The following is a 23,457-nucleotide window of genomic DNA, read 5'->3' as shown; positions in this document are numbered from 1 at the left end:
GACGCTCAAAAGCAGATGCAGGATGTGGTTTGGTGTCTGCCTCTCGGCAAGCACCATCCGTACCTCTTCCTCGCAAAACATCCGCTTCTTATTCGTTCCCATGCGCAACATATAGGATAACTCATTTATGGCCGCAACTGATCTCGAACGCCTCGTCGTCCAGCTCTCGGCCGATATAAAAAAGTATGAGAATTCGCTCAACCGAGCACTTGGCGTAACGAACAAACAGGCCCGCGCCATTGAGAATCGTTTTGCCAAAATGAGCAGCACGATCAACTCCGGCGCAGCAAATGCAGCAATAGCAGCCGGGAAAGCATTCGCGCTAATCGGCGGCGCTCAGGGCCTCAAGACGATCACAGACACCGCGACCCGCATTGATAATGCGCTGCGAGTGGCTGGTCTGTCTGGCCAAGAATTGGAAGGTGTCTACCAGCAGCTTTTCGCAGCCGCTACCAAGAATGCGGCGCCGCTTGAAACGCTGGTAACGCTTTATGGCCGACTGTCGTTGGTGCAGAAGGAGCTCGGCGTTTCCCAACAGCAGATCGTCAGTTTCACGAGCAATATTGCCCTCGCACTTAGAGCAGGAGGCACGTCTGCGCAGGAGGCCAGCGGCGCTCTTCTTCAGTTGAGCCAGGCTCTCGGCGGTGGCGTAGTTCGTGCTGAAGAATTCAACTCCATCCTGGAGGGTGCGCCGACTATCGCGCAAGCGGTAGCGGCCGGCTTGAAGGAGGCCGGAGGATCGGTTGCGACGCTTCGCAATCTGATGCTCGACGGAAAAATATCGTCTGAGGTCTTCTTCAAGGCCTTTGAAGCCGGAGCGCCAGTTCTTGAACAAAGGGTTGCCGGATCAGTTCTGACGATCGATCAGCGCCTGACCAACTTAGGCACGTCGCTGGTAAATGCGGCTCGCGAGTTCAATGAATCTGCGAAGGCAGGCGAGACGTTCGGCAATGCGATCGATCAAGTCACGACTTTCGTCAACGGCGTGAATTTCGACAATCTGATTACGCAGATCCAGGGCGTCATCGGAGCCTTGAATGGCGGTATCGCCGCTGTCAACAATTTCGCTAATGCAATCGGCTCTCTAAGCGGCCTGGACAATGTCGGCAAGCTGCTGACAGGCGGAGCTGCACAGAAGAGCTTCCTTGGCGGCGCGCTTACGATTACGTCGACGAAGGCCATCGAGGATCGGATTAACGGTGCCTTTGAGGCTAACGTCGAAAACGTCAGTCAACTGACGGAAGAGGCAATTCGCAACAGCGTTCTCGGTAAGGGCGGGACGGCAACGACACCAAAGGGCGTCAGGTTGCCAGCAGCGCCCGCTGCGACGGCCGTCAAGCCTGTATCCATCAATGATTTTGCTGCGCCTAAGTCCTCTTCTGGCGGTAGTGGCGGTGGCCGAAAAGGTGGTGGCCGCAGCGCTGATGACTATCGGCGGGAGATTGAGCAGATCAAGGAGCGTACTACCGCGTTGCAGGCGGAAACTGCCGCCATGGCGCAGGTGAACCCTTTGATCAATGACTACGGGTTTGCTCTCGAGAAGGCTCGCGCCGAAAGCGATTTGCTTGCCGCTGCACAAAAAGAAGGGATGGCGATAACGCCTGCACTTCGGGCAAACATTGAACAACTGGCGACTGGTTATGCCAACGCAAGTGTTGCAGCTAACAGGCTGTCGGAAAGCCAGGATCGGGCTAGGCAAACGGCCGATGAATTTAAGGACATGTCGAAAGACGTTGCCTCTGGATTCATTTCTGATCTTCGATCTGGCGCATCAGCCGCAGATGCACTTTCGAACGCCCTGAATAAAGTTCTCGACAAGCTAATTGATATTGGCCTCAACTCGATATTCGAAGGCGGCGGTGGTGGCGGCTTCTTAGGCGGACTTTTCAGTTTGTTCGGTTTCGCCAAAGGCGGCATTGCAGCCAATGGCAAGCCTATAAAGACGTTCGCCGGAGGTGGCGTTTCTCGCTCAGCAGCAATCTTCGGCGAGGCCGGACCAGAGGCGGCGGTGCCATTGCCTGATGGCCGCAGCATTCCGGTCAAATTCCAGACGCCGGCAATTCCGAAGCGGCAATCTGGTGGACAGCAAAACGTCAACGTCACCGTTGGCGTAGACGTCGACAGCAACGGCAACCTGATGCCGTTCGTGAAATCTGTGAGCGAGCAAACGGTTGCGCAGGCAAGCCCGCGCATCGTGTCGGCCGCCAATCAGAACGTAGTTCCGACAATGGCCCAATACCAGGCAACCCGCGCAGGCGGCGACTATCGCAACTCGTAAAGGGCGACAATGACTGACATCGTAGTATGGCCTTCGTGCCTGTTGCGACCGCAGCAGGTGCAGGCCAATGTCGTGCCGTTCACCCGATCAGGCGGCAAGTCTCTTGGCGGCGTCGAGCCCGTCACTCGCACAGATCTCGGATATTGGGCGATAGATTACAGCGGCGTCGTGATGCAGAACCGCAAGAATGATCAGTGGCGCACCTGGCAAGCAATTAGGCAGAAGCTGGGTGGCCGTTCTGGTCTGATAGCAGTTCCTGTGAGGGCGTCAATGTCGGCGCCTTACCCATCAGGTGAATATGAGGCGACAAGCAGCATACCGCACAGCGACGGCACGACGCACAGCGACGGCACAGGCTATCTGCAGAATGCGATATCGGTCGTTTCCGACGGAACGACTCCGCTTGGGGCAACGACAATCAGGCTGCGGATAATTAATGCTGCTGCCGATTTGGTCGGTGTGCGGTTCTCATTCAACTATGCGCTCTATGAGACAGGTCCGGCAATATCGATCGACGGCGATGTCTGGACGGTTCCGATATCGCCATCAGTGCGCGAGCTTATCCCGTCGGGATCCGACCTGGAGTTTGATCGGCCGATGTGTCTTTGCCATCTCGCAGACGATCGCGGCATGGATGTGACGCAGGATGCCGTCAGCAAGAATGCGCACCCAAATGTCAGCTTCATCGAGGCGACCGACTACTGGAACCAGAAAGCACTCGGCCTGCTGTAGCGGCTAGGCGGGCATATTCCCAAAAATTATGGAGGCTCTGCATGGCGTCTTTGCGCGTGCTCTGCCAACTCGACTTTCCATCCAAGACGGTTCGTCTGTGGGACGGGTCTGGTGGCCCATTTGTCGATGCCGATGGCAACATCTGGCGTGCCTGCGTTCTTACCGAAGACGCGCTTGACCAAGTCGAGCTGGCAATCAATGCGGAGGCGTTCACGCTTTCCCTGAAGCTTTCCGGCATCGATCAGGACGCATCCAACACAATCTGGTCTGATTACCAAGCAGGCGAGATCATCGGCACGAGGATGAGGATACTCATTCAGGAGCTCGACGACTTCGACCAGCCAGTCGGCGATGCGGAAGTCAAGTTTACCGGCACGATCGATGACTTGATCTTTGATGACGTCGCAACTGCGGACAACATCGTTTCGACTGTCACGGTCGAAGTCACGAACCGCTTTACATTGCGCACGCTGACCAATGGCTCGGTTTTGTCCGACGTCGACCAGAAGGCAATATCAAAGGTCATCAATCCAAGCGGCACGCCGGATCGTTTCTGTGAGCGCATCCCAGGCCTGCTGGACAAGACGATCGCATGGCCGAACTGGTAGGAGGGAAAATGAAGCCCACTAAAGCACAGATCAGAGAACTCCTGAGTGTCCCAGACACCATCCGGCCATCGTCTCCATCATGGTCGCGACGCGTTCTCCAATTCTTGGGTCTGCTCCGTCTTCGGAACCTTCGCGTACCTGGCGAGCAGTCTCTGTGAACACTCTTGCCGCTTCTTGCTGTGTGATCACTCCTTTGTCGATCAAAAGATAAAGCGAATTCAGCATAGCGAATGAGTTAGCGCCGGCCATTGCGCCGAATTCTGTATCCCAAATGTTTGCTGCCATGACCATCTCCTTGTCGCGCGCATCCAAGCATACAGACAACCGAGAGTCGACCGATACGGCAGGCAAACTCACAGCATTTATCGCCACCCACAACACCCGTCCCTGGCAGCCCGGTAATGTCGATTGCTGCCTATTTCTCGCCGACTGGGCGCTGTGGCTCGGCCATCAGGATCCGGCCGCACATCTCCGCGGCACCTATGACACCGAGGACGGATTTCGCGACATCATCACGTCCGCCTGTGGCGTCGTTCCCGTCGTCGATCGCTGCGTCGCCAATATTGGTGGTCAGCGCGTCGATAACCCCACATGCGGCGCCGTTGGTGTCATTGGCTCACCAAACAACATCTATCGTCAATGGGGCGCCATCTTCGATGGACGCCGCTGGCTGGTGCGCTTCCGCGACAACATAGGCCCGATGTCGGCCAAGCCCTTGGCAATCTGGAAAATCTGAAAACATGCCCGAGACTATTGCTCTGCTGCCGATCATCGTGTCATCGGCCGCGACGACCGTTGCTGCGGCGAACGCATTGTATCTTGGCACGGCTGCGTTGCTTTATGGCGGTTTGGCCGCTGGTGCGACGCTTCTGTCACGTGCCTTCATGCCCAAGGCTCCAACCATACCGAAGCCGGAGGACGGGCAATACAATCTAAAACAGAGCGTGCCGTCTCGCACATACGTGCTAGGCACGGTTAAGAAGGCCAGCGATTACGTCTTCCTTGAGGAGAACAACGGCAACGCCTGGCACATCCTGGTTTGGGCATGTCACCAAATACAAGGTTTCCAGCAGCACTACCTTCATGATGAAGCAGTGACTCTCAATGGTAGCGGCGGCGTAGTTACGCCATCGCATTTCGTGCTCGATGGGCAATCGAAGGTCAGCATTCAGGCTCGGCTGGGTGTTGCGAATGAGACGCCATATTTCGACGTTGTGTCAACGTTTCCGACTATCTGGACCGGAAACCACCGCGGCGATGGCCTTGCTTCCGTAAGAATGGCGGTGGCGACTGTTGCATCTGAGGATTATCTGAAGGTATTCCCAAACCAGATGCCGGCGCACTCTGCTGTTGGCGATGGTATGCGTCTCTACGACCCAAGAAACGGGGTGGTAGCTTTTTCCCGAAATCTCGCCTTGATGCGTCTCTGGCACCTAACGCATCCAGTTGGCGGGAAGCTCGGGACCGGCGACATGTATATGCCGGATTGGGCAAACGCCGCGAACGTTTGCGACCAAGTCGTTTTCAATCGCAGCGGGCAAGGAGAACTCCGTTACCGCGGCGGCTTTTGGTTTCGTGCCGATAACGACCCAGTCGAGATCGGGCGCCTTATGGACCAGGCGGCGGAGCTCGTCGTTTACGAACGACCAGACGGCTTGATTGGCGTTCATGCGGGACAGTACGTCGCGCCAGACATCCGCTTGACGGCAACTGACATTATCAGCTGTTCGCATGATGTGAATCAGCGCCGATCTAACACAGTTCTTGCTGTTCGTGGTCGATGGACCAACCCAGATGAGACCTTCAATACCGTCGACGCTGCGATCTATGGCGATCCGTACATCGGTGAGGACACTGAACGCACCAAGACGATCGACAATCAAGCTGTGCAATCGCACAACCACATGCAACGCCTTCAAAAGCTGGCCTACATCAGGGCTAATGCGCAGCGCGTATCAATAACCGCGCACTATAGCGCCGCGAAAAATGTGGCCTATCGTCGTTTCGTTCGGATCCACTTGCCGCCACGCCTCAATGAGGTGGTGGTGGAGATAACATCTTCGCCGAAGATATCGCTGCGCAACATGACGATACAGTTTTCTGGAATCGTCGTTCCTGAGGATCTCTATTCCTTCAACGCTGGCACGGAAGAAGGCGCGCCAGGATCGAACGTTGTTCCGGCTCCTCCAGGCGGCGTACCTCTCCCGGTCAACTTCGACGTCGTCATACAGAACGAAACGCTGGCCGGCGGAGCCACGGCAGCATACGCGCTGGCGACGTGGGATCATGTTTCTGACTCGCTTATCTACGAGCTCGAATGGGAGCCGACATCTGGGACTGAACCGGCCAGGTCGGCAAATTCAAAGGCTCGAGAGGATCAGGTCAGATCAAACTACCTGTCAGACGGCGTGCAGTATCGCTTCCGCCTGCGGGCGTGGTCGAATGGCGCAAGCTCAGATTGGACGTCATACGAAATACGAACGGCGACGGCAGATCCAACCCCGCCTGGCGTTGCAACTGGCGTTTCGGCGACAGGCGGCGCGGGGCAGATCACCTTCAACTGGACCGCCCCGAACAGTGCCAACTACGGCGCCGCACGCATTTACACAAACACAGTGAATTCCTTCACTGGAGCCACCCTGCGCGCCACCGAATACGGACCGCCGAGCCTCGCCGACAGCAACGTCGTCACTGGCCTGGCGGCAGGAACTTACTACGGCTTCGTCGAGGCGATCAACCGATCCGGCGTGCCAGCGGCCGCGGTAGCGACGGGCGCAAAGACGGTCACCTGACGGTCGGCTGCAACACCGCAAAATCACATCACTGAAATTATAGCCCGCGTCTGCGGGCATTTTTATTCCCGGAGAAATCATGGCCGACACTGCAGCCAATATCTGGCGCGACTTCGTCGTGGCAAACGTGCCGTCATCAGGCAAGAACGAGCCAGCAAAGTCGGAAATACGCATTTGGGGAACTTGGGTTGAATCCATCCTCAATGCGATCGGCATCAGTGCTGGTCTTATCTACCAGACACGCGCTCTGCTTTTCGCTGATCTCACCAAAGCCGCAAACACTATGGCGTGGGTCACGAATGATCCGACAGTAGCCTTTAACGGCATCTATCAGAAGGTGGGCGGTACGGGCACGGGGTCCTGGACGCGCGTTGCCGATCTTCCTTATTCGTTCATCACTGCGGTGGACGCTGGGGCAGGCACGCCGAACGCCATTCAGGCTACCAGTACCATTCCGATATCCAGCTCGGCGCTTGTCCTTCTCAATATCTTCGAGACAAACACCGGATCGCCGGTAACGGTCTCATTCAACGGCGGCGCGCCGCTGACGATAAAGACCAACAATGGTAGCGACGTCACCGTGGGCGGCCTTACTGGTGGCATGCAGACGCTCGGCATTGTTGCTGGCTCGACGTTTCGCCTGGTTACGGACCTCGATGTCAGCGCAGCTGTGGCGATCGCTGAGGCGGCTGCGGCGGCTGCAGAAGCAAGCGCCGAAGAGGCCGCAGATTACGCAGCACTTGCGAGAAACGACAAGGTTGTAAAGACATTTACCGGGGACGGCGTCACAGCGACGTTTGATCTGGAAATCGATCCAGGCAGCAAAAACAACGTCGATCTGTTTATTGGCGGCATCTATCAGCCAATTGACACTTTCTCGGTTTCTGGAACGAGCGCCACGCTTTCAGAAGCCCCCCCAGATTCGGTCATTGTCGAAATCAAGATGGGCTATGCGGTCCCGATCGGCACGCCCGGGGACGGATCGGTTACGACAGCGAAAGTCGCGGCACGTGCTGTCACCTTTCCGAAACTTCCAGCGATAGCGAGCGGGTCGCTGCTCGGTCGATCCTCTGCCGGATCCGGGGATATTGAGGAAATACCGAATTCGACACTGTGGAATGCGATTGCGCCTGCCGGAGCTGTGGTTGACAGCAAGTACGCTGAATACGCGCTCAATGCGAATATTACAGCAACTTTCGCCAACTCCGATGCTGTTCCTCAAATCAGTCAAGGAACTGAAATTCTTTCTGTTTCGATCACGCCAAAAAGCGTGACGAACAAGCTACGGATTCGGTTCACTGGCAATGCTGCTCTGTCTGCATCAGGACACATGGTCTTTGCCATCTTTGACGGCGCAGCAAATGCTATCCGAGCCGGGTTGGTGTCCGTAGACCAGATCGACCACGAGTACACGTTGAGCGGGGAAGTTGAATACGTCCCCGGCGTTACGACTACGAAAACCATCTCCGTTCGCGTCGGCCCGAACGGCAATACCATGCGAATGAATGGCACATCATCAGCCCGTCGTCTTGGCGGGGTGCAGGTCGCTACACTCGTCGTTGAAGAAATCAAGGCTTAAATATGGCGCTCAATAAAGTTCCGAGCTCGATGCTTGCCGACCCCAATACCGGTGGCGGCGGCATCCAAGGGCTTATTTTTGGCAATGATCCGACATCTCCCAACACTCATTTTGTCATGTCGAGCGGTTCCATACCGACCGCGGACAGGGATTATGTATTAGAGTTTCCGCTTGGCCTTCGAAAGAACCTCACAGCTGCGTTCTCGGCGGGGAACAATGGGGGCGCACTTGATACGGGAGCTATTGCGGCGAGCACTTGGTATCACGTGTTTGCGATTGGCAATACGACAACAGAGGCGACTGATCTTCTCGCGTCAGTGTCTTTCTCAAATCCCGTTCTGCCAGCTGGCTTCACCAAATTTGAGCGCGTATTCTCGCTATTTTCTGATGGCTCATCAAACATAAAGCAGTTTAATCACAAGATGACTGATAAGGAGGACTTCGTTCGCTGGAAACAGCCGGTCGTTAGTCTTTCGAGTGGGAACGATGGGCAACAGATTGGGCGGAATCGGTCTGTTCTCGTGCCGCCTGGCGCAAAGTTCAAGGCGATTCTTTTACATATTGTTGCTGATGCCGCAACGTCTAGTTTCGCGGCCGGCCTCATGGATCCAGACTTGGGAACTGCCGCGCTCTACAACGCAGTGACAACCTATCATAATGCCAATCTTCCGAATTGGTATGAGGTTGAAGCAAATTCCAACGTTAATTCGCAGGTGGTCAGCTTTAGCAACGTGGCCACCCTCGAAAACAGTGTCATTTCAATCGTGAGCAAGGGCTATCACGAGGTTAGGGGCTCTTAATGGGAAAGCCGATTTGTATAGCAACACTCGGCACGAGCCTGACATATGATGGCGTTTATGAGAGCGGGGGAGAGTGGCAGGGACTTGTACAGGTAGGATTGCGCGCCGGAACATCTCGACCCGTCACTGTCTATAATTTTGGTGTAGCGTCACAGGACAGCAACCAGCGGATTGCTCAGCTGCAGGCTGGGATGTGGCTACCTTATCGGCCTGAGATCATCATTGTCGAATTCTCGATCAACGATGCCTATACGCCACGCTCAATTACCCCGGCGCAGTGCAAGGCCAATGCGCTTACCATCATCAACATGTTCAAGGCGCAGGATCCGAATGTCAAAGCGTTTGTTATGACCATGAATCCGTGCGTTCCTGGTAGCGGGCCGGCGCTTGATCGGCCAAATCTGCCACTCTATACGGCGAAATACCGTGAGATTGCTGCCGAGAACCCGGATATAGGGTTGATCGACAACGAGCCGGATTGGGGAACGCCGACATTTACGCAGCTTACTGATGGCATCCATCCGACTCGGGCGGCGGAGACTCCTATTATTGCGCCTAACATTATCGAGGCGGTGTTGCCCTTTATCAATTGACGGACTTGAGCCTCATGGTAGAAACCGTCAATGATCAAGGGCCTGCTTTTCTTCGTTGCTATGGTTTCGATGGGGATCGGTTCGGTAAAAGCCGATCCTCTATACGGTCGCGAAAATTTGGCCGCGTTTTATGCTGCTGAGGTGCGAGCTATCAAGACAGGGACCCCGATAAAAATTCATATTGTCGGGGACAGTAAGGTCGTGGGCAACGGAACGACAGACGGCTTTAGGCTGGACCAACTATTGCCTATGGCTGCGCGCGGGTATCCTGTTCGGGTCACTTACGAAGGGTTCGGCGGTCAAAACTCATTTTTGTGGGCAAACAGGGAGGCGGCGGACTTCGTGGCGCAGCGTCCTGACGTTGATCTATTGATTATTGACTTTGGCACGAACGAACGCACATCTAACGCTTATGGCGGCCCCCAAACGTCAGAGCAGACGAGGGAAAATCACCTGGCGGCGATAAATACTATACGAAATGCTCGCTCACCGTCACAACTTTCAGTCCTCATCCTCGGCCAGACGCCAGCGAACAACTGGCAGCCCCAATGGAATCAGACAACCGATGTCATGCGGGAGGTCAACTCATCTCTAAAGGGAGTCGCGCAGGAAACAAACTCAGGCTATTTCGACACGCTTGAACTATTTCAGAGGGCGCATTCCGAGGCGGGATGGATGGAGCAACTGCCAACTCCGCAGTTTGGTGGCGGCAATCTTCATCCTGGCAGCCCCATGAATTTGGTTCTTGTGGGTGAGCTTGGCCGCTATCTATTCCCGCTTGATTATAAGTTGGCATCTGGACAGACAGCGACAATCTATCCATCTCTGCCAGATTCGTGGGATTGTTGGGCCGGTCTTAAAGAATATGCACCTCGAGCGCAGTTAGAAGGCAATACGGTACGATTGAGCGGTGTGGTAAGGCCACATGATTCAAAGGTGGCGCCTGGCTCAGTATTGTTCACGTTGCCGATCGGTTATCGCCCGATCACTAACCGTTTCTTTACGGTCTCAACGAGTAATTCTGGGACATTTGCTGAGGTTCAGGTTCTCGACACTGGTCAAGTTAGAATATCTGCAAACTTCACTGGCTCGTATATAGCACTTGATTCGATCAGTTTCAGAATTGATTAAGCTAAAACTAGATTTATCTGCGCCTTTTCCTTATATTTTGGCTGATAACTAGGGAGAGCTTCAGAGATGGAAACTGGCGATTGCACATTCTGTGGAAATTTGTTTTTCAAAAATTACCGCAGCGCTCCTGACGTCTGCCAACCATGCACTATGAAACAGTTTCAATGCGAATACGCTGACGTCGAACGTGTGGCGCGGGCAATGTGCGATGCGGTCAGGGAAGACCCCGAAGGACTGTTTTCAGGATGGAGGAGATACGAAAACGATGCAAGGCGCATGCTCGCCGCAACGTTTGTCGCGCAAGAAATAATGAATGAAAAGCGCAGCAATGCTGCGTAGATAGCGCAATATTCCTGCATACGAAAGGCTCGCTTCGGCGGGCCTTTTCATTTCAAGGACATCGTTATGAAACTCCTCCCTGACTGGCGGCTCGCCTGGTCGCAAGTTCGTGCGCGCCTGCTGCCTGACGTCGAAGACATCCTGAAGCGCGCCTGGTCGCTGCGGCTGATCGAGCTCGCCTTTGCGGCCGACCTCATCCTCAATCTCGTGCCCGTCGTGTCCGACTACCTGCCGTGGTGGTTGACGCTGCTGCTGCTCGTCGGCGCGTATGTGGCGCGATTGCTGGTGCAGCCCGATCCTGCGTCCGAGGCGGCGGGCGTGGACAAAGAAAAGGAAACCACCAATGCCAATCAATAAGATTGTCGCGACGAAGCGCGGCAAAGCCCTCGTCGGGACCATTATTGCCGCTGCTATCAGCGGCATGGTTGCGATCTTCCCTGGCCAGCCCGCCGTTCATGACGACACAGCACTGGCAATAAAGATCCTGCAGCCGTGGGAAGGGCGATCGCTTGTCGCATATCTCGACAAACTGGCGAAACCGCCCGTTGTAACGATCTGTGACGGTGACACGACCGACGTCAAAATTGGCATGGTCGAGACGCACGAAGGCTGCAACAGGCGCACCGCCATGAAGCTTGAGCGCGACTATCGGCCTTACCTCGTCAAGTGCATTGCTGGCTGGGACAAAAAGCCTCTCAGTTGGCGCGGCTCAATGCTGACGCTCTCCTGGAACGTAGGTGTCGATGCAACGTGCAAGTCGACGGCCGCTCGTCTGGCCAGAGAAGGCAGGTATAGGGAAAGCTGCGAGGCTGCCACGGCCTTCAATAAAGCAGGTGGCGTGCGTCTCAAGGGCCTAGTGAACCGCCGCGAGATGGGCGACACCAACCGCGTCGGAGAGGCTGAGGTCTGTGTGTCGGGGCTGCCAGCATGATTGCTTTCCTATTCAGCAAAACCGGCCGCAAGGTCGTCGCTGTCGTGGTCGGCGTTCTGCTTCTCTTGGCTGCTTACACCTACATCGACCATCGCGGTTATGCGCGCGCTGAGGCAAAATACACAGCCGAGATTGCTGAGCTAAAGGGCGCCGCCGCGGAAGCTGACGCCAACGAGCAGCGCCGGCAAACGATCGCCAACAACGCGGCGAAGAGCCGGGAAGCTGAAGCAATCGCCGAAATCGATCGCCTCGAATCCGACAATCTTGAACTGCGAAGGAAGCTGGCCAGTGAAGCTAAGCAAGATCCTGATGCTAGCCGCATTGCCGTTGGCTCTGGCGGCGTGCAGCGTATCAACAAAGTCCGTTAGCGTTGCGCCGGTCAAGCCTCCGCAGATCGCGCGGCCTGACAGCAAGTTGCTGCGTCTGTGCGCTATGCCGCTTGACCTTGGCGACAAGCCTTTGACGCAAGAGCAGGTAGAGGATTTGTGGATTGCCGATCGATCGGCATTGCTTGATTGCTATCGCCGCCACCTGGCTTTGAGAAACTTCGTGATTGATCGCGACGACGCCCTGCGGGGTGGCAAATGACTCCTGAAGAAATCATGAAGGTTGTTCTGTTCTTCCTTACCCTGGCAGGTTCCGGCTGGGGCATCTGGTGGAAGATCGATGGCCGCATCAAAGAAAGCGACAAGGCTGCCGAGGCCCGCATCAAGGCGGCAGAGGATAAGGCCGACAAAGCCTTGGCTGGCCTTTCTGCTCATCAGGTCCACGCCGCCGAAACATTCGCCACCAAGGCCGGCATGCACGACCAGACGGCTCAATTGCTTAGAGCTATCGAAGCCATCGGCACACGCCTCGATAGCCGCCTCGACAGCATGAGCGAACGCCTTGATCGCTTCGTCGAAAACCAGCCGGCGCGGCGTTCTACGCGCGGGTAGCCTCCCCTCGTTGGCGGCCAACAACCAAACACCACCACATTTTAGGAGACCATAATGGCAACCCAACTTCTTGCCGTCGGCACGACCGCTGCCAATTCATCCGATCTCGTCGTCACCGATCCGGTTACCGTCTCCCTAAAGGGGCTGGTAGACGCTAAGGCCGAAGTGCTTATCTCCCTGAAAGACGACGCTGGCGCATATCACGTTGTCGGCACGCTTTCGCCTCCGCGACCGGCGCTCTGCATCACTGCGCCAGGAACGTATCGCTTTAGCCGTGTAGCTGGTTCGGCATGCGGGGTATTCAGTGCTTAATCGTCTGTTTAGCCCGTTGTTCGGGCCGCTGATGACGGCTGACATCAGCGCATTGAGGCGTGGTGGAGGGGGAGGCGGTGGACCGCAAGCCGTTGTTTTGCCGACGCCTCCTTTCGGGTCGACCAATCTGCTTGGCTGGTGGGATGTCTCAAAGACTTTCACCGATAGCGATGGCAGCGAGCAGGCATCAGCATATTATGATGATGTGGCTTTCAACTCCATCAGCGCCATAGAAGATATTAGCGGCAATGGCTTTGGCTTCGTCCAGAACGATAAGAGCCTTCAGCCGATCAAAGGGGCAAGCGGCGGGGCGGTAACAGATGTCGCTGGGCACATTCTCGTCCCGTCGAAGAAATCGCTAATCAATGGCCTGAGCAAGTTGACGGTTGGCTTGCGTGTCAGACCGAGAAGCGATCTTGCGGTCTCTGGATCGGCGCGCACTCTCTTTTATATATCGCGCAGCACAAACTCATCGTTGATGCGCATGGCTCTCGCCATGACCGGCAGCACGACCGGCCGCCGCCTTTTTGTAGACTACGGCATTGCGGACAGCGCTACAGCTGGCGACAGCCGCACCACCACCAATGCTAGCGGGCCGCAGCTTACGAATGACGTTTTCAACACCGTGATTGTTGAGATCGATCTAACTGTCTCGCCGTGCACATGCTCATTCTATCTGAATAGCCTAACGGCAGGTTATGTCGACAACGGGCTTGTTCCCGTTACGGGCTCGGCGCCTTTCGCCTTTGGTTCTTCTGATAGCATATCAATCGTGCTCGGCGACAATTCGCAGGCCGCCCGTCCCGACTTTTCGGAAATCCTCGCCGTTGCAGTCATCAATGATGCCGGCAATGCAACGCTACGCTCCGATCTCAAGACCTATCTGGATGGCCTGTCATGACGCAATATATTCGCCCTGCTCAGGCTTTCGGTGCCGTTGCTGCTGCTGTTGCAAACAACGCCTCGCCAGAGGCGACAAACCAGAATCGCCTTCACAGGCGTATTGCGGCGAGGGTTGGAGCCAAGAAGGGGACTACCCAGTACGGCACGATTCGCTCGCTGAACACCAATGAGCGGCACCTTGCTGTTCCCGACAACGTATATGCCGCAGCCGTAACTGCTGGCGTAGATTTCAGTGACGCGCAGTACAACTCTTCTACTGCCGCCGGCACTTACGCAAACACATCCGAAATTCCACCTCTTCCAAATGACGGACTGCGAAAGCAGGTCGTCATGGGCGTGGGCAACAGCCTTTTGCAGTCGCAGATCGGCGCGTCTGGGGCATTCCCTGATTTTCTCGATCCACGCAACCGCATGTGGTCGCAGGGCATCAGCGATGGCATGTCGTCGTTTATCACGCCGCTATCCTCTTCGCTCTACACGTATGCACCAACAACCGCGCCTCGCGGGCCTGAGTTCATTCGCACAGATCGATGGGCGCACGCCAAAAGCCGCACGATCTTCAACTTCGGCAGAGACTCGGGCCGGCTACGCAATATCGCCGGATACACTTATACGCAGGGGTTCAACTGGTACGACAATTTTGGCCAGATGCAGGGGATGGTGACATACCCCGGTCAGCAAGTCGTTCTGCACCTGTTTATGTCGATGTCCAACGACATCAAATATGCAGACGACAACAGCAATCCTGGCCTTGCGGCGGTCCCTGGCTCATCACCCAACGCAATTGATGATTGCCTCATTCCGTTCTTGGCTCTGTTCAAGGCTGAATACCCCGGCTGCAAGGTAATCTACACGATCGAGGCCGCGCGCACGACAGAGTCGGCGCTCAACGCCAAGTTCAATGCTCTTGCCAATTACATCATTGCGAATAAGGCGTCGCTTGGCATCGACATCGTAATTGACACACGCGAGATCACGGTCGGCGGTGTTAAGATTTTCGATTGCCGCACACCGTCTGTCACGACGAACACCACTTATTATCAAGGCGACGGCATCCACTTTACACCAGCCGTTCCACCTATCTTCGCGCCGATCTTTGCAGCGGCTTTCGATGCGTGCCTCGGATTCGCTATCCCGGCAGAATATGCATCTATAATAGTTTAGTCACACACACCGCCCTCTCCTTAACCGGGGAGGGCGGTTTTTCTTTTTCTACCGTGCCTCATTCCCAGGCACCCACTGCCCAGCCTCACGCCTTATCACTCGCCCACGCTGCCGCAACAGCAGCCAGTCCGATGCCCCACGATGCAAAAGCATCTCGTCAAACGCCTTGTGCGCGACACTTATATTGTTCGCGCCGGCAACCTTTTCCATTAGCTTTCCATCCTCCGTCACAACATCGATTGCGAACGTGAAGGCGTCGTCGTGAATATTCGCGCGGGCTGACATGTTTTTCTCCTTTGTTTGTTCTCTTTGTGTTCTTTTTATTTTAGCAAGTCAATCCATCCTTTCCAGCAAGCCAAAACCTTGACAAATTTGTAAAAGTAATCTAGTCTAAATCATGCGCCCACCAAGCGCAATTCACACACCACCACATAGAGGAGGCCTGCCGATGAGACGATTCTACAGGTATGCAAGCATTTCCGCGCTGGCGACTGCCGCCGTTCTTTTCGGCGGTATCTATTCCGTTGCTGGCGAACCGCAACCGCCCAAGGCAACAGCCGCAGCAGCCGTTCTGATTAAGCTTGAGAGTGGCCACGGTTCTGGTGTCCACATCGGTAACGGCTTTGTGCTGACTGCTTCGCATGTTGCCGATGGCAGCAAGGCATTCAAGCTGCAAACCGTCGACGGCAAGACAAAGGACGCCGAAGTCCTTTGGACAAACAAGCAATATGATATCTCGCTTCTGCGCACTGATCCGGCAGGATTGCCGGCGGCAACACTGAAGTGCGAGTATGCGCATGACGGCGAAGCCATACAGGCGGTTGGCAACCCGCTCTCCCTCGAATTCGTCTCTGCGTTCGGCCGGATTGCCGGCGGCAACCGCTCGCTCGGGCCGTGGAAGTCTGTTCTCGTTACCGACATCACGACAGTGCCAGGACAATCAGGCGGCGGAGTCTTCGACGCTGATGGCAACCTCATCGGCATTACGGTTGGCGTTCTCAATGCTCAGGTTGGCCTTGGCGTTTCGCTTACCGGCTTCGGTGCGATCGTGCCGTCACAGGCGATCTGCGATTTGATGGGGCGGGTAGGGTGATTGACGGACAGCGCGCTTATTACGGAATAGATGAGGCCGCGCCATATGATGATGGGTCGACAAAGACCCTTCGCGATGAGTTCGCCATGGCTGCCATGGCCGCAATAATTTCGGTGCCAGCCGATGCCAACGCTATCGGCGCTGCTGTAGGAGCTATCGGCGGAGACCCGACCTACTTCATCACGGAACTAGCTTATGGCATTGCCGACGCCATGCTGGCCGCACGCAACAAGGACACTGCATGACAATTTCAAAAGAAGAACTTGAGCGCCGCGTCGCTGCATATCGTGAACACGGCACATACAAGAAGGCGGCAGCCGCGCTTGGCATTAAGAAATCGGCGTTCGGCGACAGTATCAAGCGCGCTGCCGAGATTGGATTGCTGGGGACTCGCCCTGTACTCCCTGGCTTTAGGCTGACGAAGACGACGACGGTTACCGACGCCGACGGCAACGTCATGCGGGAGTTCGTGCAGCAAAAGGCCGGGGAGTCTGAAGCGTATGAAATGCCGGAAGGCTTCGTGCTTAAGCGCGATTCGGCATACCTTGACGGCGCTGGCAAGAGGGTAGGCGGCTGGAAAATCAGCGAGCCGTCGAAAGAACACCAACTCGCCGTAATGCGCGCAACCGTCGCAGCCCTTAAAGAGGATCTGCCGCGAGTCACCATCATGCCGCCACCGGCTAGCGTGGAAGACGATCTGCTCAATCAGTTCGTTGTGACAGACAGCCATTTCGGGATGCTGGCATGGCGGGAAGAAACCGGAGCTGATTACGATCTTCGCATTGCCGAGCAACTTCTGCTGGACTGGTTTTCTGCCGCGATCGCCAGCGCTCCGCAGGCGCATACCGCCGTCTTGGCACAGCTCGGCGATCTTATGCACCATGATGCGTTGGAAAGCGTCACGCCAGCACATCGGCACGTATTGGACGCAGATTCGCGCCTGCAAAAGGTCATCCGCGTTGTCATCAGAACCGTTCGCCGCATCATCGACATGCTCCTGCAGAAGCACCAGCATGTGCACGTCGTGATGGCATCAGGCAACCACGATCCCGCGTCGTCGGCGTGGCTGCGTGAAATGCTGGCCGCAATGTACGAAAACGAGCCGCGTATCTCCGTCGACAACTCTCCCATGCTTTACTACGCATACGAGTGGGGGCGGACGGCGCTCTTTTATCATCACGGTCACAAAAGCAACATCAAGACGCTAGACGTGAAGTGCGCCGGCCTGTTCCGCGAGATGTTTGGCCGGTCCAAGTTCGCATATTGCCATCACGGCCACCTGCACAGCGACGAAGGCGTCAAGACAGACCTGATGTATGTCGAGCGCCACGAGACGCTTGCCGCGCAGGATGCATACGCTGCTGGCGGGCCGTGGCTGTCTGGCCGATCGGCGAAGCGCATCACCTACTCAAAGATGTTTGGCGAAGTCGGTCGAGACATCATGCGGCCGGAGATGGTTGCTGGCCGCTATCAGGCCGCCAACGACAATGAGCCGGCGGAGCAGAGGAGGGCGGGGTGATGCGAGCACTGATTCTGATTTGCATGGTCTGGGGTCTGGCGTGGATTGGCGGAAGAATTGAAGAAACCAACGCCAAGCTTGACCGCGTCATAGTTCTGCTCGAACACTCGGAACATTAACCACCACCTGCCGCTGACCACCAACTCGGCGGCAACACCACCAAGAAGAGGAGACTTTATGAACTACGGACAGGCCATCGAGGCCATGAAGGCGGGCGGCTTTGTGTGCCGCCAAGCAGAGCCAAGCCGCATCATGCGGCTGGCCCATAGAGGGACGACGCTTCAATATTTCGAGGCTATCACCGGTAGCGATCGCCAGCCGCACCTGCCAAACACTGACGACCAGCTGGCAGAAGATTGGGGAATAGTCGGCATGTCGGTGATTGGTCTTTCGGGGTGGTACGAGTGATGACCTACGAAGCGATTCTAAAAGCTCGCGAGATTGGAAGACGCGACATGGGAATGGTGCGTGACGCCGTGGCGCTCAGTGCGGCAAGGGAGCCCGTTATACCGAATCCGCGAAAAAGTTATAACGCCGCCACGGACGCCGAACCGCTCATGGTCGAAGGTTACGGCGCGCTGCCTGCGGCGAATGATAATGTTCCCGTTGCCACGCAACCAGCACTGATTGCCAAGGCTGATGAGGGCGGAGCGCTTCCCGTTGCTTGGTCTTGGCACGACGCCGAGCAGCGCCGCGGCGAGTACATCGAAACATACACCGGACGCGCATTCTTTCCGATGGATCCGCGGCCAGAAGAAGTCTTCATCGGGGACATCGCGCACGCACTCAGCCTGCAATGCCGCTTTGCTGGCCACTGCCATCGTTTTTATTCCGTCGCTGAACATTGCGTTCTTCTAGCAAGACATCTTCGCTGGGAAGGCGTAGACGTGGCGCTGTATGCACTTCTTCACGATGCAAGCGAGACCTACCTCGTCGATGTCCCGCGACCAGTAAAGCCCTACCTGCCTGGCTACATTGAAGCGGAGGCGAAGGTGATGGCTGCGGTTGCCGCTAGATTTGGCTTGCCGCCTGAAATGCCGGCCGTTGTCCATGACGCTGACAACCGCATCATTGCGGATGAGCTCGTCAACATGACGCCGATGGAATGGCACGGCAGGTATGACAAGCCGTTGGGCGTGTCGTTGCGGTACTGGTCGCCAGAGACGGCCGAAGAGGAGTTTTTGGAGACTTTCAAGGCGCTGATGGATTGCAGGGCGAGGGGGATGGAGTGATGCTGACACATGGTCAACGCAGGGCGCTTTCCGTCTTGCTCCGCAGACATGACGGTTTTCCTGATAGGGCGAACTTTCCAACCGTGACTCTTGGCACATCTACGGCGGCGACCTTGCGAAAGCTTGCTGAGGCTGGCCTCGTGACCATCACTAAGGGTGGCCGCGGATCTCGACAGTTCTTTGCCATCACAGATGCCGGTCGGAATGCTGCGAAGGATGCCGCATGACCAACGCACACCAATTCTACGTCGGCCAGGATGTCGTCTGCATCTCCGCCAAGCAGCCCGCCAACACAACCCTTCCGTCTGAATTGACGGAAGGGGCCGTCTATCGCATCCGCTGGATCGGCGAGCACACGCATTATCTCGAAGGAACCTACATCGGCCTTCGACTGGTCGGTATCGACCGCGGAACGTGCGAGATATGGGGCGACGTCGATACACCATTCAGGGCTAGCCGCTTCCGACCGCTTGTGAAAGACCGGCTCGGTTCGCTGCGTGCACTACTGGAGCCAAACCAGCCGCTTGCGCCGTCGATCGAAGAGCCTAAGCGGGAAGTGGAACAGAAACGAGAAGAGGAGAGGGTATGAAGAGGTGGCAAGACATCGCAACCGCACCGAAGGACGGCTCTGTCGTTCAGGTGAAGCGTGTCTATGACGGACGTGTTGTTTATGAAGGACCGGCCGTCTGGCGCACTGTGCATTTTCGTGCGCTTCACGATCCTCTGACCGGCAAGGAATACGCCGAAGCCTACGACGGCACCGGCTGGATGTATCACGACAAAGATTTTCGCGTTCCTGAGCCGACGCACTGGAGGCCGGTATGACAACGATGATTGAGCGGGTGGCGCGGGCGATTATGGAAGACAGCGGTGGCGGTAGAGATAGGCCAGATTTCAACTGGCGATACTATGAATCGGCTGCCCGCGCCGCAATCGAGGCAATGCGCGAGCCGACGGAAGATATGCGTATTGCGGGTTGCCAGGAAACATGGCTCGACCCCAGTGTCGATGATATCTACCGAGCCATGATCGACGCGGCACTTCAGGAGGACAAATGACCGCACTACTATTCACCGCCGACGGCTGCCTTACCGCCGTGCCGCATGCGAATGACAGCGTCCCTTCTGAATTGCGCGCGCTCGGCGAGGCTATTGGGAAGTGGGGGATTGAGGATAGCAGGATGGCCTATCAGCGCGATCATGCGCGCGTCAGGCCGATCAGCTATCCTGAGGACTTGCGATAGATGCTGCTGGAAAGCGTGCCGCTTGGCCTAGAGAATGGCGCTGTCCTTCACGTTGCCAACGACAACCTACCGCCTGTCGTGGCCTTCACTGGCGTCGCCGGAAGCGGCAAGTCGACGGCAACGCGCTACCTCGTAGAGCAGCACGGCTACACGCTGGTGAAGCTCGCCGGTCCTTTGAAGGATATGATGCGGCTCATCGGTTTGACAGAGGAAGAGATCGAGGGAGACCTGAAGGAGAAGCCATGCAATCTGCTAAGCGGGAAGACACCGCGGCACGCAATGCAGACCCTTGGCACCCAGTGGGGCAGGGACTGCATTGGTGAAGACTTCTGGGTTCGCTTATGGCGTGAACGCGCCGTTGATGTTCTCTCTCAGGCCGGCCGCGTTGTCTGCGACGACTGCCGATTCCCGAACGAAGCGCAGGCTATCCGTCGGCTAGGCGGAGATATCTTCAAGATCCAGGGCAGGGGAGGTATTGCCGGCCAGCATGTGTCGGAGAAGGGCTGCGGCGACGAGGATCTGGTGATTGATAATACGGGAGGCGTCGACGAGCTCCATGGCAAGATCGAGGAGGCGTTGCGGCGGTATGGGTGAGATTCCGAAGGATGTTATGGAGGTTGCTAAGGCGATAGCCGATGATGCAATCGAACTTTACACCGTCGATCACATAGAGAAATTGGCGAATGAGATCGCCCGCGCCATCCTCGTAGAGCGTCAGCGTTGCGCGGATGTGGCTATGAAATACAAGGATCGCGACCCTGGTGAAGACGGAAGCGGTTATTGGGCTGCTGAAGAAATAGCCAACGCCATCCTCACACCACCCTAAAAACCAAGGCCCGCAAAGCGGGCCTTTTTACTACCTGCCGCATTTTTCGCTGTTAGCTAAAGTCCCTTGTGCAGTTTCCGCCTTTATAAAATCGACACTCGGCGCATTGTGGAGAGTTGAATGGAACCTGTCTTAGTGCCGAACCTCTGATGGTTCTATCTCTCCTTGCATCATTTACGTTCACTACTCTGATGTCGTACTGTTCAAAGCCGACACCTGTCTTGCTTCTCTCAACGATAATAGACGTCATTCCGCCCAACGCATGATCTACGCAGTCACCGATCTCATGCAGCCACATGATATTTTCCCCAACACCCCCATTGTTAGCGTTACCAACGCGTTAAACCTGTCATATTCTGATACATATGCAAGGTACTATTTTTCGCTGCACAAGGTAGTGCTTAAAAAAGTCCGGTAAGGACGGCCATAAGCCTTACCCATCACGAAAACGTGATAAAGCTCAATCCCTCTAGCGCTTTTGCTGCGGTCCAAAACTATCGCTGATAGGTTGCCAGCATATACGGCTTGGCCGATGTGAAATCGCCAATGGACACGGTATCGTTTCCTGCTCGCATTATAAGTGCGTCTCTCCGGCTCCTCGACTTCTGGGCAGGTTATCATCCCCTGCGATTCAATCATCATGATTTGTAGCCCTTTGCGCGGCGATCGGCGCCGAGCCGGGGGTTAGTCACGCATCACGAAGATGCGCCGGAGGTTTTTAGGCAAGCCCTGGACATGACGCACCGCCCCCGGCCCATGCAATGGCCTTGGCGAATGCGCCAGCCGCTAAGCTGCGCATGTGTTCGGTCAGCACGCTTGTGCGAACCTATTCGTGATCAGGGTGACTAAGCCCAATTGCGATTAATACGCGAATTGGGCCGACGTGCAACATCGTGTTTTTTGAGGATGGTGAGCAGTTGCTGAAAAGGTACAGGCTAGCCGGATGGTAGACGAACCAAACGTGAACGATTTTTAGTAACGCCTACCACATAAAAATAACGCTAATTAAACATTTCAATGTCTTAGATTTAACAATCGGTTTACCAAATATGGTGTCATTATGGCGCCGGTCGCGCCGCAATCTTCGAGCAATTTTCGTGCATCACAATGACGCCCATAATGCTCGTTCCCCAGCTTCAGGAGACAATCATGTCGAAAAACCCCAATCTCACCCTGACCGGGCCGGACCTGGCTGCGCTTCTGTGCAGTCGCGTGTGCCACGACGTCATCTCTCCTGTTGGCGCGATCAACAACGGTCTGGAGCTGCTCGACGAAGGTGGTGCGGACGAGGATGCGATGGATCTTATTCGCACCAGCGCACTCAATGCCTCCGTACGGCTGAAATTCGCGCGGCTTGCCTTCGGGGCGTCAGGCTCGGTTGGTGCATCGATCGATACGGGGGAGGCCGAACGCGCGGCCAAGGATTTCGCCGCCGCCGAAAAGAAGACAGAGGTGAGCTGGAATGGCCCGAGGGCGATCGTCGCCAAGAACCGCGTGAAGCTGCTTCTGAACCTGTTCCTGGTGGCGTATGGATCGATCCCCAAGGGCGGCACGCTGGATATCACGCTGGAGAATCCGGAATACGACGCGAAGTTCAAAATTGCTGCAAAAGGCAAATTGATGCGGATTCCTCCCAAATTTGCTGAAATCTGCTCGGGTACGATCGAAGAAGCAATCGATGCGCATTCCATCCAGCCTTATTACGCAGTTCTGCTCGCAGAGGAGAGCGGAATGGCGTTGAAATATGAGGCGACCGGCGAGGAACTGATTTTCACTGCGGAGATGGCCACAGCCTGATTTGGCTCAGTTCTCGAACTACCGCCGCTCCCACGTAAACGATTCGTTAGCCTTGCGTCGCTATCGTTGAGGTTCGAGGAAGGTATCCATGAGTTGAGGATACGAAGGAGCAGTTCATGCAGAGGTTTATGATCACCGACACTTCCGACGTCGTTCGCAAGGTTGGCCGACGCATACTCTCCGAACTCGACTTTCTCGTCAGCGAAGCGTCCAATGCGCGCGAAGCCCTTATCGGTTGCGAAACCGAATTGCCGGACTACCTTCTCGTCGATTCGGGAATGGACGGCGCGCTCGATCTGATTGCCAGCGTGCGAGCCCTGCCGAACGGCAAGGATGTGAAGATCTACTATTGCGTCATCGAGGCCGACCTTAAAAAGCTGATGGCCGGGAAGCGGGCAGGGGCTACGGACTTCCTCCTGAAGCCCTTTGACCGCAAAATTCTGACAGCGGTTTTCGGCAACCGCGCTGTCGCCGCCTGAGATAGTCGTCGCCCCGGCACGACGCGTCGCGACGCTCTGTCATCTCAACGCGCAGTATCCTTTCCGAATCGATCTCGATTTTTGGGACTATGTTCCAGCCTGGTTCGTCAGGAGGTGGTTAAAGCTGCCTCTCCAGAGGGCTTTCCGTATAGACACACCGCAAACGAA

Annotated in this window: 32 protein-coding genes; 30 read left to right on the top strand and 2 right to left on the bottom strand. The window is 56.0% G+C overall.

Going from position 1 to position 23,457, the window contains the following annotated elements; genetic code table 11:
* Positions 1-127 precede the first annotated feature (127 nt).
* The 3 genes from AAE029_RS19955 to AAE029_RS19945 are packed head-to-tail and all read left to right on the top strand — an operon-like array spanning position 128 to position 3,618.
* On the top strand, positions 128-2,278 hold the full coding sequence (locus AAE029_RS19955) for a tape measure protein (protein ID WP_371074621.1): 2,151 nt from the start codon (positions 128-130) through the stop codon (positions 2,276-2,278).
* 9 nt (positions 2,279-2,287) lie between these two features.
* Positions 2,288-3,010, top strand: a complete 723-nt coding sequence (locus AAE029_RS19950) for a hypothetical protein (RefSeq protein WP_371074620.1) — start codon at positions 2,288-2,290, stop codon at positions 3,008-3,010.
* A gap of 41 nt (positions 3,011-3,051) precedes the next feature.
* A complete protein-coding gene (locus AAE029_RS19945; RefSeq protein ID WP_371074619.1) occupies positions 3,052-3,618 on the top strand; it encodes a hypothetical protein in 567 nt (188 codons plus the stop codon).
* 30 nt (positions 3,619-3,648) lie between these two features.
* On the opposite strand, the gene AAE029_RS19940 is transcribed toward AAE029_RS19945, so the two are convergent.
* The gene (locus AAE029_RS19940; protein ID WP_371074618.1) at positions 3,649-3,903 is read right to left on the bottom strand and encodes a hypothetical protein; all 255 of its coding nucleotides are present in this window, start codon (positions 3,901-3,903) and stop codon (positions 3,649-3,651) included.
* Between AAE029_RS19940 and AAE029_RS19935 the strand changes: the two genes are divergently transcribed.
* The 14 genes from AAE029_RS19935 to AAE029_RS19870 all read left to right on the top strand — a co-directional run bounded on the left by AAE029_RS19935 (position 3,902) and on the right by AAE029_RS19870 (position 15,100).
* Complete coding sequence (locus AAE029_RS19935; protein WP_371074617.1) at positions 3,902-4,354, top strand: hypothetical protein; 453 nt, start codon at positions 3,902-3,904, stop codon at positions 4,352-4,354. The two genes, AAE029_RS19940 and AAE029_RS19935, sit on opposite strands and share 2 nt — an antisense overlap.
* Positions 4,355-4,358: 4 nt before the next feature.
* A complete protein-coding gene (locus AAE029_RS19930; protein ID WP_371074616.1) occupies positions 4,359-6,410 on the top strand; it encodes a hypothetical protein in 2,052 nt (683 codons plus the stop codon).
* Positions 6,411-6,489: 79 nt separating this feature from the next.
* Positions 6,490-7,989 carry a hypothetical protein gene (locus tag AAE029_RS19925; protein ID WP_371074615.1) on the top strand — a complete coding sequence of 500 codons (1,500 nt, stop codon included), beginning with the start codon at positions 6,490-6,492 and terminating at the stop codon, positions 7,987-7,989.
* Between the two features lie 2 nt (positions 7,990-7,991).
* On the top strand, positions 7,992-8,789 hold the full coding sequence (locus AAE029_RS19920) for a hypothetical protein (protein WP_371074614.1): 798 nt from the start codon (positions 7,992-7,994) through the stop codon (positions 8,787-8,789).
* The gene (locus AAE029_RS19915) at positions 8,789-9,382 is read left to right on the top strand and encodes an SGNH/GDSL hydrolase family protein (protein ID WP_371074613.1); all 594 of its coding nucleotides are present in this window, start codon (positions 8,789-8,791) and stop codon (positions 9,380-9,382) included. Before AAE029_RS19920 ends, AAE029_RS19915 begins: the two co-directional genes overlap by 1 nt.
* A gap of 30 nt (positions 9,383-9,412) precedes the next feature.
* On the top strand, positions 9,413-10,513 hold the full coding sequence (locus tag AAE029_RS19910) for an SGNH/GDSL hydrolase family protein (protein WP_371074612.1): 1,101 nt from the start codon (positions 9,413-9,415) through the stop codon (positions 10,511-10,513).
* A 66-nt stretch (positions 10,514-10,579) separates the two neighbouring features.
* The gene (locus tag AAE029_RS19905) at positions 10,580-10,852 is read left to right on the top strand and encodes a hypothetical protein (protein ID WP_371074611.1); all 273 of its coding nucleotides are present in this window, start codon (positions 10,580-10,582) and stop codon (positions 10,850-10,852) included.
* A gap of 66 nt (positions 10,853-10,918) precedes the next feature.
* Positions 10,919-11,209 carry a hypothetical protein gene (locus AAE029_RS19900; protein WP_371074610.1) on the top strand — a complete coding sequence of 97 codons (291 nt, stop codon included), beginning with the start codon at positions 10,919-10,921 and terminating at the stop codon, positions 11,207-11,209.
* On the top strand, positions 11,196-11,783 hold the full coding sequence (locus AAE029_RS19895) for a lysozyme (protein WP_371074609.1): 588 nt from the start codon (positions 11,196-11,198) through the stop codon (positions 11,781-11,783). The genes AAE029_RS19900 and AAE029_RS19895 overlap by 14 nt, the downstream gene beginning before the upstream one ends.
* A 44-nt stretch (positions 11,784-11,827) precedes the next feature.
* On the top strand, positions 11,828-12,151 hold the full coding sequence (locus AAE029_RS19890; RefSeq protein ID WP_371074608.1) for a hypothetical protein: 324 nt from the start codon (positions 11,828-11,830) through the stop codon (positions 12,149-12,151).
* Positions 12,152-12,385: 234 nt separating this feature from the next.
* Positions 12,386-12,721, top strand: coding sequence for a hypothetical protein (locus AAE029_RS19885; protein ID WP_371074607.1), 336 nt, complete (start codon positions 12,386-12,388; stop codon positions 12,719-12,721).
* A 54-nt stretch (positions 12,722-12,775) separates the two neighbouring features.
* Positions 12,776-13,033, top strand: coding sequence for a hypothetical protein (locus tag AAE029_RS19880; protein WP_371074606.1), 258 nt, complete (start codon positions 12,776-12,778; stop codon positions 13,031-13,033).
* Positions 13,034-13,049: 16 nt separating this feature from the next.
* A complete protein-coding gene (locus tag AAE029_RS19875) occupies positions 13,050-13,934 on the top strand; it encodes a hypothetical protein (protein ID WP_371074605.1) in 885 nt (294 codons plus the stop codon).
* Complete coding sequence (locus AAE029_RS19870; protein ID WP_371074604.1) at positions 13,931-15,100, top strand: hypothetical protein; 1,170 nt, start codon at positions 13,931-13,933, stop codon at positions 15,098-15,100. Before AAE029_RS19875 ends, AAE029_RS19870 begins: the two co-directional genes overlap by 4 nt.
* Before the next feature lie 48 nt (positions 15,101-15,148).
* Here the strand turns inward: AAE029_RS19870 and AAE029_RS19865 are convergent, their stop codons facing one another.
* Positions 15,149-15,385, bottom strand: a complete 237-nt coding sequence (locus tag AAE029_RS19865) for a hypothetical protein (protein ID WP_371074603.1) — start codon at positions 15,383-15,385, stop codon at positions 15,149-15,151.
* Positions 15,386-15,548: 163 nt separating this feature from the next.
* Between AAE029_RS19865 and AAE029_RS19860 the strand changes: the two genes are divergently transcribed.
* The 13 genes from AAE029_RS19860 (at position 15,549) to AAE029_RS19800 (ending at position 23,289) form a co-directional block, all read left to right on the top strand.
* On the top strand, positions 15,549-16,193 hold the full coding sequence (locus AAE029_RS19860) for a S1C family serine protease (RefSeq protein WP_371074602.1): 645 nt from the start codon (positions 15,549-15,551) through the stop codon (positions 16,191-16,193).
* Positions 16,190-16,438: a hypothetical protein gene (locus tag AAE029_RS19855; RefSeq protein ID WP_371074601.1), complete on the top strand. Its 249-nt coding sequence runs from the start codon at positions 16,190-16,192 to the stop codon at positions 16,436-16,438. The genes AAE029_RS19860 and AAE029_RS19855 overlap by 4 nt, the downstream gene beginning before the upstream one ends.
* On the top strand, positions 16,435-17,712 hold the full coding sequence (locus AAE029_RS19850; protein ID WP_371074600.1) for an oxidoreductase: 1,278 nt from the start codon (positions 16,435-16,437) through the stop codon (positions 17,710-17,712). The genes AAE029_RS19855 and AAE029_RS19850 overlap by 4 nt, the downstream gene beginning before the upstream one ends.
* 177 nt (positions 17,713-17,889) lie before the next feature.
* Positions 17,890-18,120, top strand: coding sequence for a hypothetical protein (locus AAE029_RS19845; protein WP_371074599.1), 231 nt, complete (start codon positions 17,890-17,892; stop codon positions 18,118-18,120).
* Complete coding sequence (locus AAE029_RS19840) at positions 18,120-18,944, top strand: hypothetical protein (protein ID WP_371074598.1); 825 nt, start codon at positions 18,120-18,122, stop codon at positions 18,942-18,944. The genes AAE029_RS19845 and AAE029_RS19840 overlap by 1 nt, the downstream gene beginning before the upstream one ends.
* Before the next feature lie 223 nt (positions 18,945-19,167).
* Positions 19,168-19,533 (top strand): hypothetical protein, encoded by a 366-nt coding sequence (locus tag AAE029_RS19835; RefSeq protein WP_371074597.1) that lies wholly within the window; start codon positions 19,168-19,170, stop codon positions 19,531-19,533.
* Positions 19,530-19,769 (top strand): hypothetical protein, encoded by a 240-nt coding sequence (locus tag AAE029_RS19830; RefSeq protein WP_371074596.1) that lies wholly within the window; start codon positions 19,530-19,532, stop codon positions 19,767-19,769. The genes AAE029_RS19835 and AAE029_RS19830 overlap by 4 nt, the downstream gene beginning before the upstream one ends.
* Positions 19,766-20,002 (top strand): hypothetical protein, encoded by a 237-nt coding sequence (locus tag AAE029_RS19825; protein ID WP_371074595.1) that lies wholly within the window; start codon positions 19,766-19,768, stop codon positions 20,000-20,002. Before AAE029_RS19830 ends, AAE029_RS19825 begins: the two co-directional genes overlap by 4 nt.
* Positions 19,999-20,187 carry a hypothetical protein gene (locus AAE029_RS19820; RefSeq protein WP_371074594.1) on the top strand — a complete coding sequence of 63 codons (189 nt, stop codon included), beginning with the start codon at positions 19,999-20,001 and terminating at the stop codon, positions 20,185-20,187. The genes AAE029_RS19825 and AAE029_RS19820 overlap by 4 nt, the downstream gene beginning before the upstream one ends.
* Entirely contained in the window at positions 20,188-20,781 is a 594-nt protein-coding gene (locus AAE029_RS19815) for a deoxynucleotide monophosphate kinase (protein ID WP_371074593.1), read from the top strand.
* Entirely contained in the window at positions 20,774-21,013 is a 240-nt protein-coding gene (locus AAE029_RS19810) for a hypothetical protein (RefSeq protein WP_371074592.1), read from the top strand. The genes AAE029_RS19815 and AAE029_RS19810 overlap by 8 nt, the downstream gene beginning before the upstream one ends.
* Positions 21,014-22,162: 1,149 nt before the next feature.
* Complete coding sequence (chpT, locus tag AAE029_RS19805) at positions 22,163-22,810, top strand: histidine phosphotransferase ChpT (RefSeq protein WP_371074591.1); 648 nt, start codon at positions 22,163-22,165, stop codon at positions 22,808-22,810.
* Positions 22,811-22,926: 116 nt separating this feature from the next.
* Entirely contained in the window at positions 22,927-23,289 is a 363-nt protein-coding gene (locus tag AAE029_RS19800) for a PleD family two-component system response regulator (RefSeq protein ID WP_371074590.1), read from the top strand.
* Positions 23,290-23,457: the final 168 nt, after the last annotated feature.

It is taken from the genome of Sinorhizobium sp. CB7 (genome assembly GCF_041357635.1).
Classification (GTDB): Bacteria; Pseudomonadota; Alphaproteobacteria; order Rhizobiales; family Rhizobiaceae; genus Rhizobium.
This window is presented reverse-complemented; position numbering and strand designations above follow the sequence as displayed.

What these genes read in the sequence shown, in the direction of transcription:
- AAE029_RS19955 (WP_371074621.1), top strand. Translation starts at nt 128, where the DNA reads ATGGCCGCAACTGATCTCGAACGCCTCGTCGTCCAGCTCTCGGCCGAT.
- AAE029_RS19950 (WP_371074620.1), top strand. Translation starts at nt 2,288, where the DNA reads ATGACTGACATCGTAGTATGGCCTTCGTGCCTGTTGCGACCGCAGCAG.
- AAE029_RS19945 (WP_371074619.1), top strand. Translation starts at nt 3,052, where the DNA reads ATGGCGTCTTTGCGCGTGCTCTGCCAACTCGACTTTCCATCCAAGACG.
- AAE029_RS19935 (WP_371074617.1), top strand. Translation starts at nt 3,902, where the DNA reads ATGACCATCTCCTTGTCGCGCGCATCCAAGCATACAGACAACCGAGAG.
- AAE029_RS19940 (WP_371074618.1), bottom strand. Translation starts at nt 3,903, where the DNA reads ATGGCAGCAAACATTTGGGATACAGAATTCGGCGCAATGGCCGGCGCT.
- AAE029_RS19930 (WP_371074616.1), top strand. Translation starts at nt 4,359, where the DNA reads ATGCCCGAGACTATTGCTCTGCTGCCGATCATCGTGTCATCGGCCGCG.
- AAE029_RS19925 (WP_371074615.1), top strand. Translation starts at nt 6,490, where the DNA reads ATGGCCGACACTGCAGCCAATATCTGGCGCGACTTCGTCGTGGCAAAC.
- AAE029_RS19920 (WP_371074614.1), top strand. Translation starts at nt 7,992, where the DNA reads ATGGCGCTCAATAAAGTTCCGAGCTCGATGCTTGCCGACCCCAATACC.
- AAE029_RS19915 (WP_371074613.1), top strand. Translation starts at nt 8,789, where the DNA reads ATGGGAAAGCCGATTTGTATAGCAACACTCGGCACGAGCCTGACATAT.
- AAE029_RS19910 (WP_371074612.1), top strand. Translation starts at nt 9,413, where the DNA reads ATGATCAAGGGCCTGCTTTTCTTCGTTGCTATGGTTTCGATGGGGATC.
- AAE029_RS19905 (WP_371074611.1), top strand. Translation starts at nt 10,580, where the DNA reads ATGGAAACTGGCGATTGCACATTCTGTGGAAATTTGTTTTTCAAAAAT.
- AAE029_RS19900 (WP_371074610.1), top strand. Translation starts at nt 10,919, where the DNA reads ATGAAACTCCTCCCTGACTGGCGGCTCGCCTGGTCGCAAGTTCGTGCG.
- AAE029_RS19895 (WP_371074609.1), top strand. Translation starts at nt 11,196, where the DNA reads ATGCCAATCAATAAGATTGTCGCGACGAAGCGCGGCAAAGCCCTCGTC.
- AAE029_RS19885 (WP_371074607.1), top strand. Translation starts at nt 12,386, where the DNA reads ATGAAGGTTGTTCTGTTCTTCCTTACCCTGGCAGGTTCCGGCTGGGGC.
- AAE029_RS19880 (WP_371074606.1), top strand. Translation starts at nt 12,776, where the DNA reads ATGGCAACCCAACTTCTTGCCGTCGGCACGACCGCTGCCAATTCATCC.
- AAE029_RS19870 (WP_371074604.1), top strand. Translation starts at nt 13,931, where the DNA reads ATGACGCAATATATTCGCCCTGCTCAGGCTTTCGGTGCCGTTGCTGCT.
- AAE029_RS19865 (WP_371074603.1), bottom strand. Translation starts at nt 15,385, where the DNA reads ATGTCAGCCCGCGCGAATATTCACGACGACGCCTTCACGTTCGCAATC.
- AAE029_RS19860 (WP_371074602.1), top strand. Translation starts at nt 15,549, where the DNA reads ATGAGACGATTCTACAGGTATGCAAGCATTTCCGCGCTGGCGACTGCC.
- AAE029_RS19850 (WP_371074600.1), top strand. Translation starts at nt 16,435, where the DNA reads ATGACAATTTCAAAAGAAGAACTTGAGCGCCGCGTCGCTGCATATCGT.
- AAE029_RS19845 (WP_371074599.1), top strand. Translation starts at nt 17,890, where the DNA reads ATGAACTACGGACAGGCCATCGAGGCCATGAAGGCGGGCGGCTTTGTG.
- AAE029_RS19840 (WP_371074598.1), top strand. Translation starts at nt 18,120, where the DNA reads ATGACCTACGAAGCGATTCTAAAAGCTCGCGAGATTGGAAGACGCGAC.
- AAE029_RS19835 (WP_371074597.1), top strand. Translation starts at nt 19,168, where the DNA reads ATGACCAACGCACACCAATTCTACGTCGGCCAGGATGTCGTCTGCATC.
- AAE029_RS19830 (WP_371074596.1), top strand. Translation starts at nt 19,530, where the DNA reads ATGAAGAGGTGGCAAGACATCGCAACCGCACCGAAGGACGGCTCTGTC.
- AAE029_RS19825 (WP_371074595.1), top strand. Translation starts at nt 19,766, where the DNA reads ATGACAACGATGATTGAGCGGGTGGCGCGGGCGATTATGGAAGACAGC.
- AAE029_RS19820 (WP_371074594.1), top strand. Translation starts at nt 19,999, where the DNA reads ATGACCGCACTACTATTCACCGCCGACGGCTGCCTTACCGCCGTGCCG.
- AAE029_RS19815 (WP_371074593.1), top strand. Translation starts at nt 20,188, where the DNA reads ATGCTGCTGGAAAGCGTGCCGCTTGGCCTAGAGAATGGCGCTGTCCTT.
- AAE029_RS19810 (WP_371074592.1), top strand. Translation starts at nt 20,774, where the DNA reads ATGGGTGAGATTCCGAAGGATGTTATGGAGGTTGCTAAGGCGATAGCC.
- chpT (WP_371074591.1), top strand. Translation starts at nt 22,163, where the DNA reads ATGTCGAAAAACCCCAATCTCACCCTGACCGGGCCGGACCTGGCTGCG.
- AAE029_RS19800 (WP_371074590.1), top strand. Translation starts at nt 22,927, where the DNA reads ATGCAGAGGTTTATGATCACCGACACTTCCGACGTCGTTCGCAAGGTT.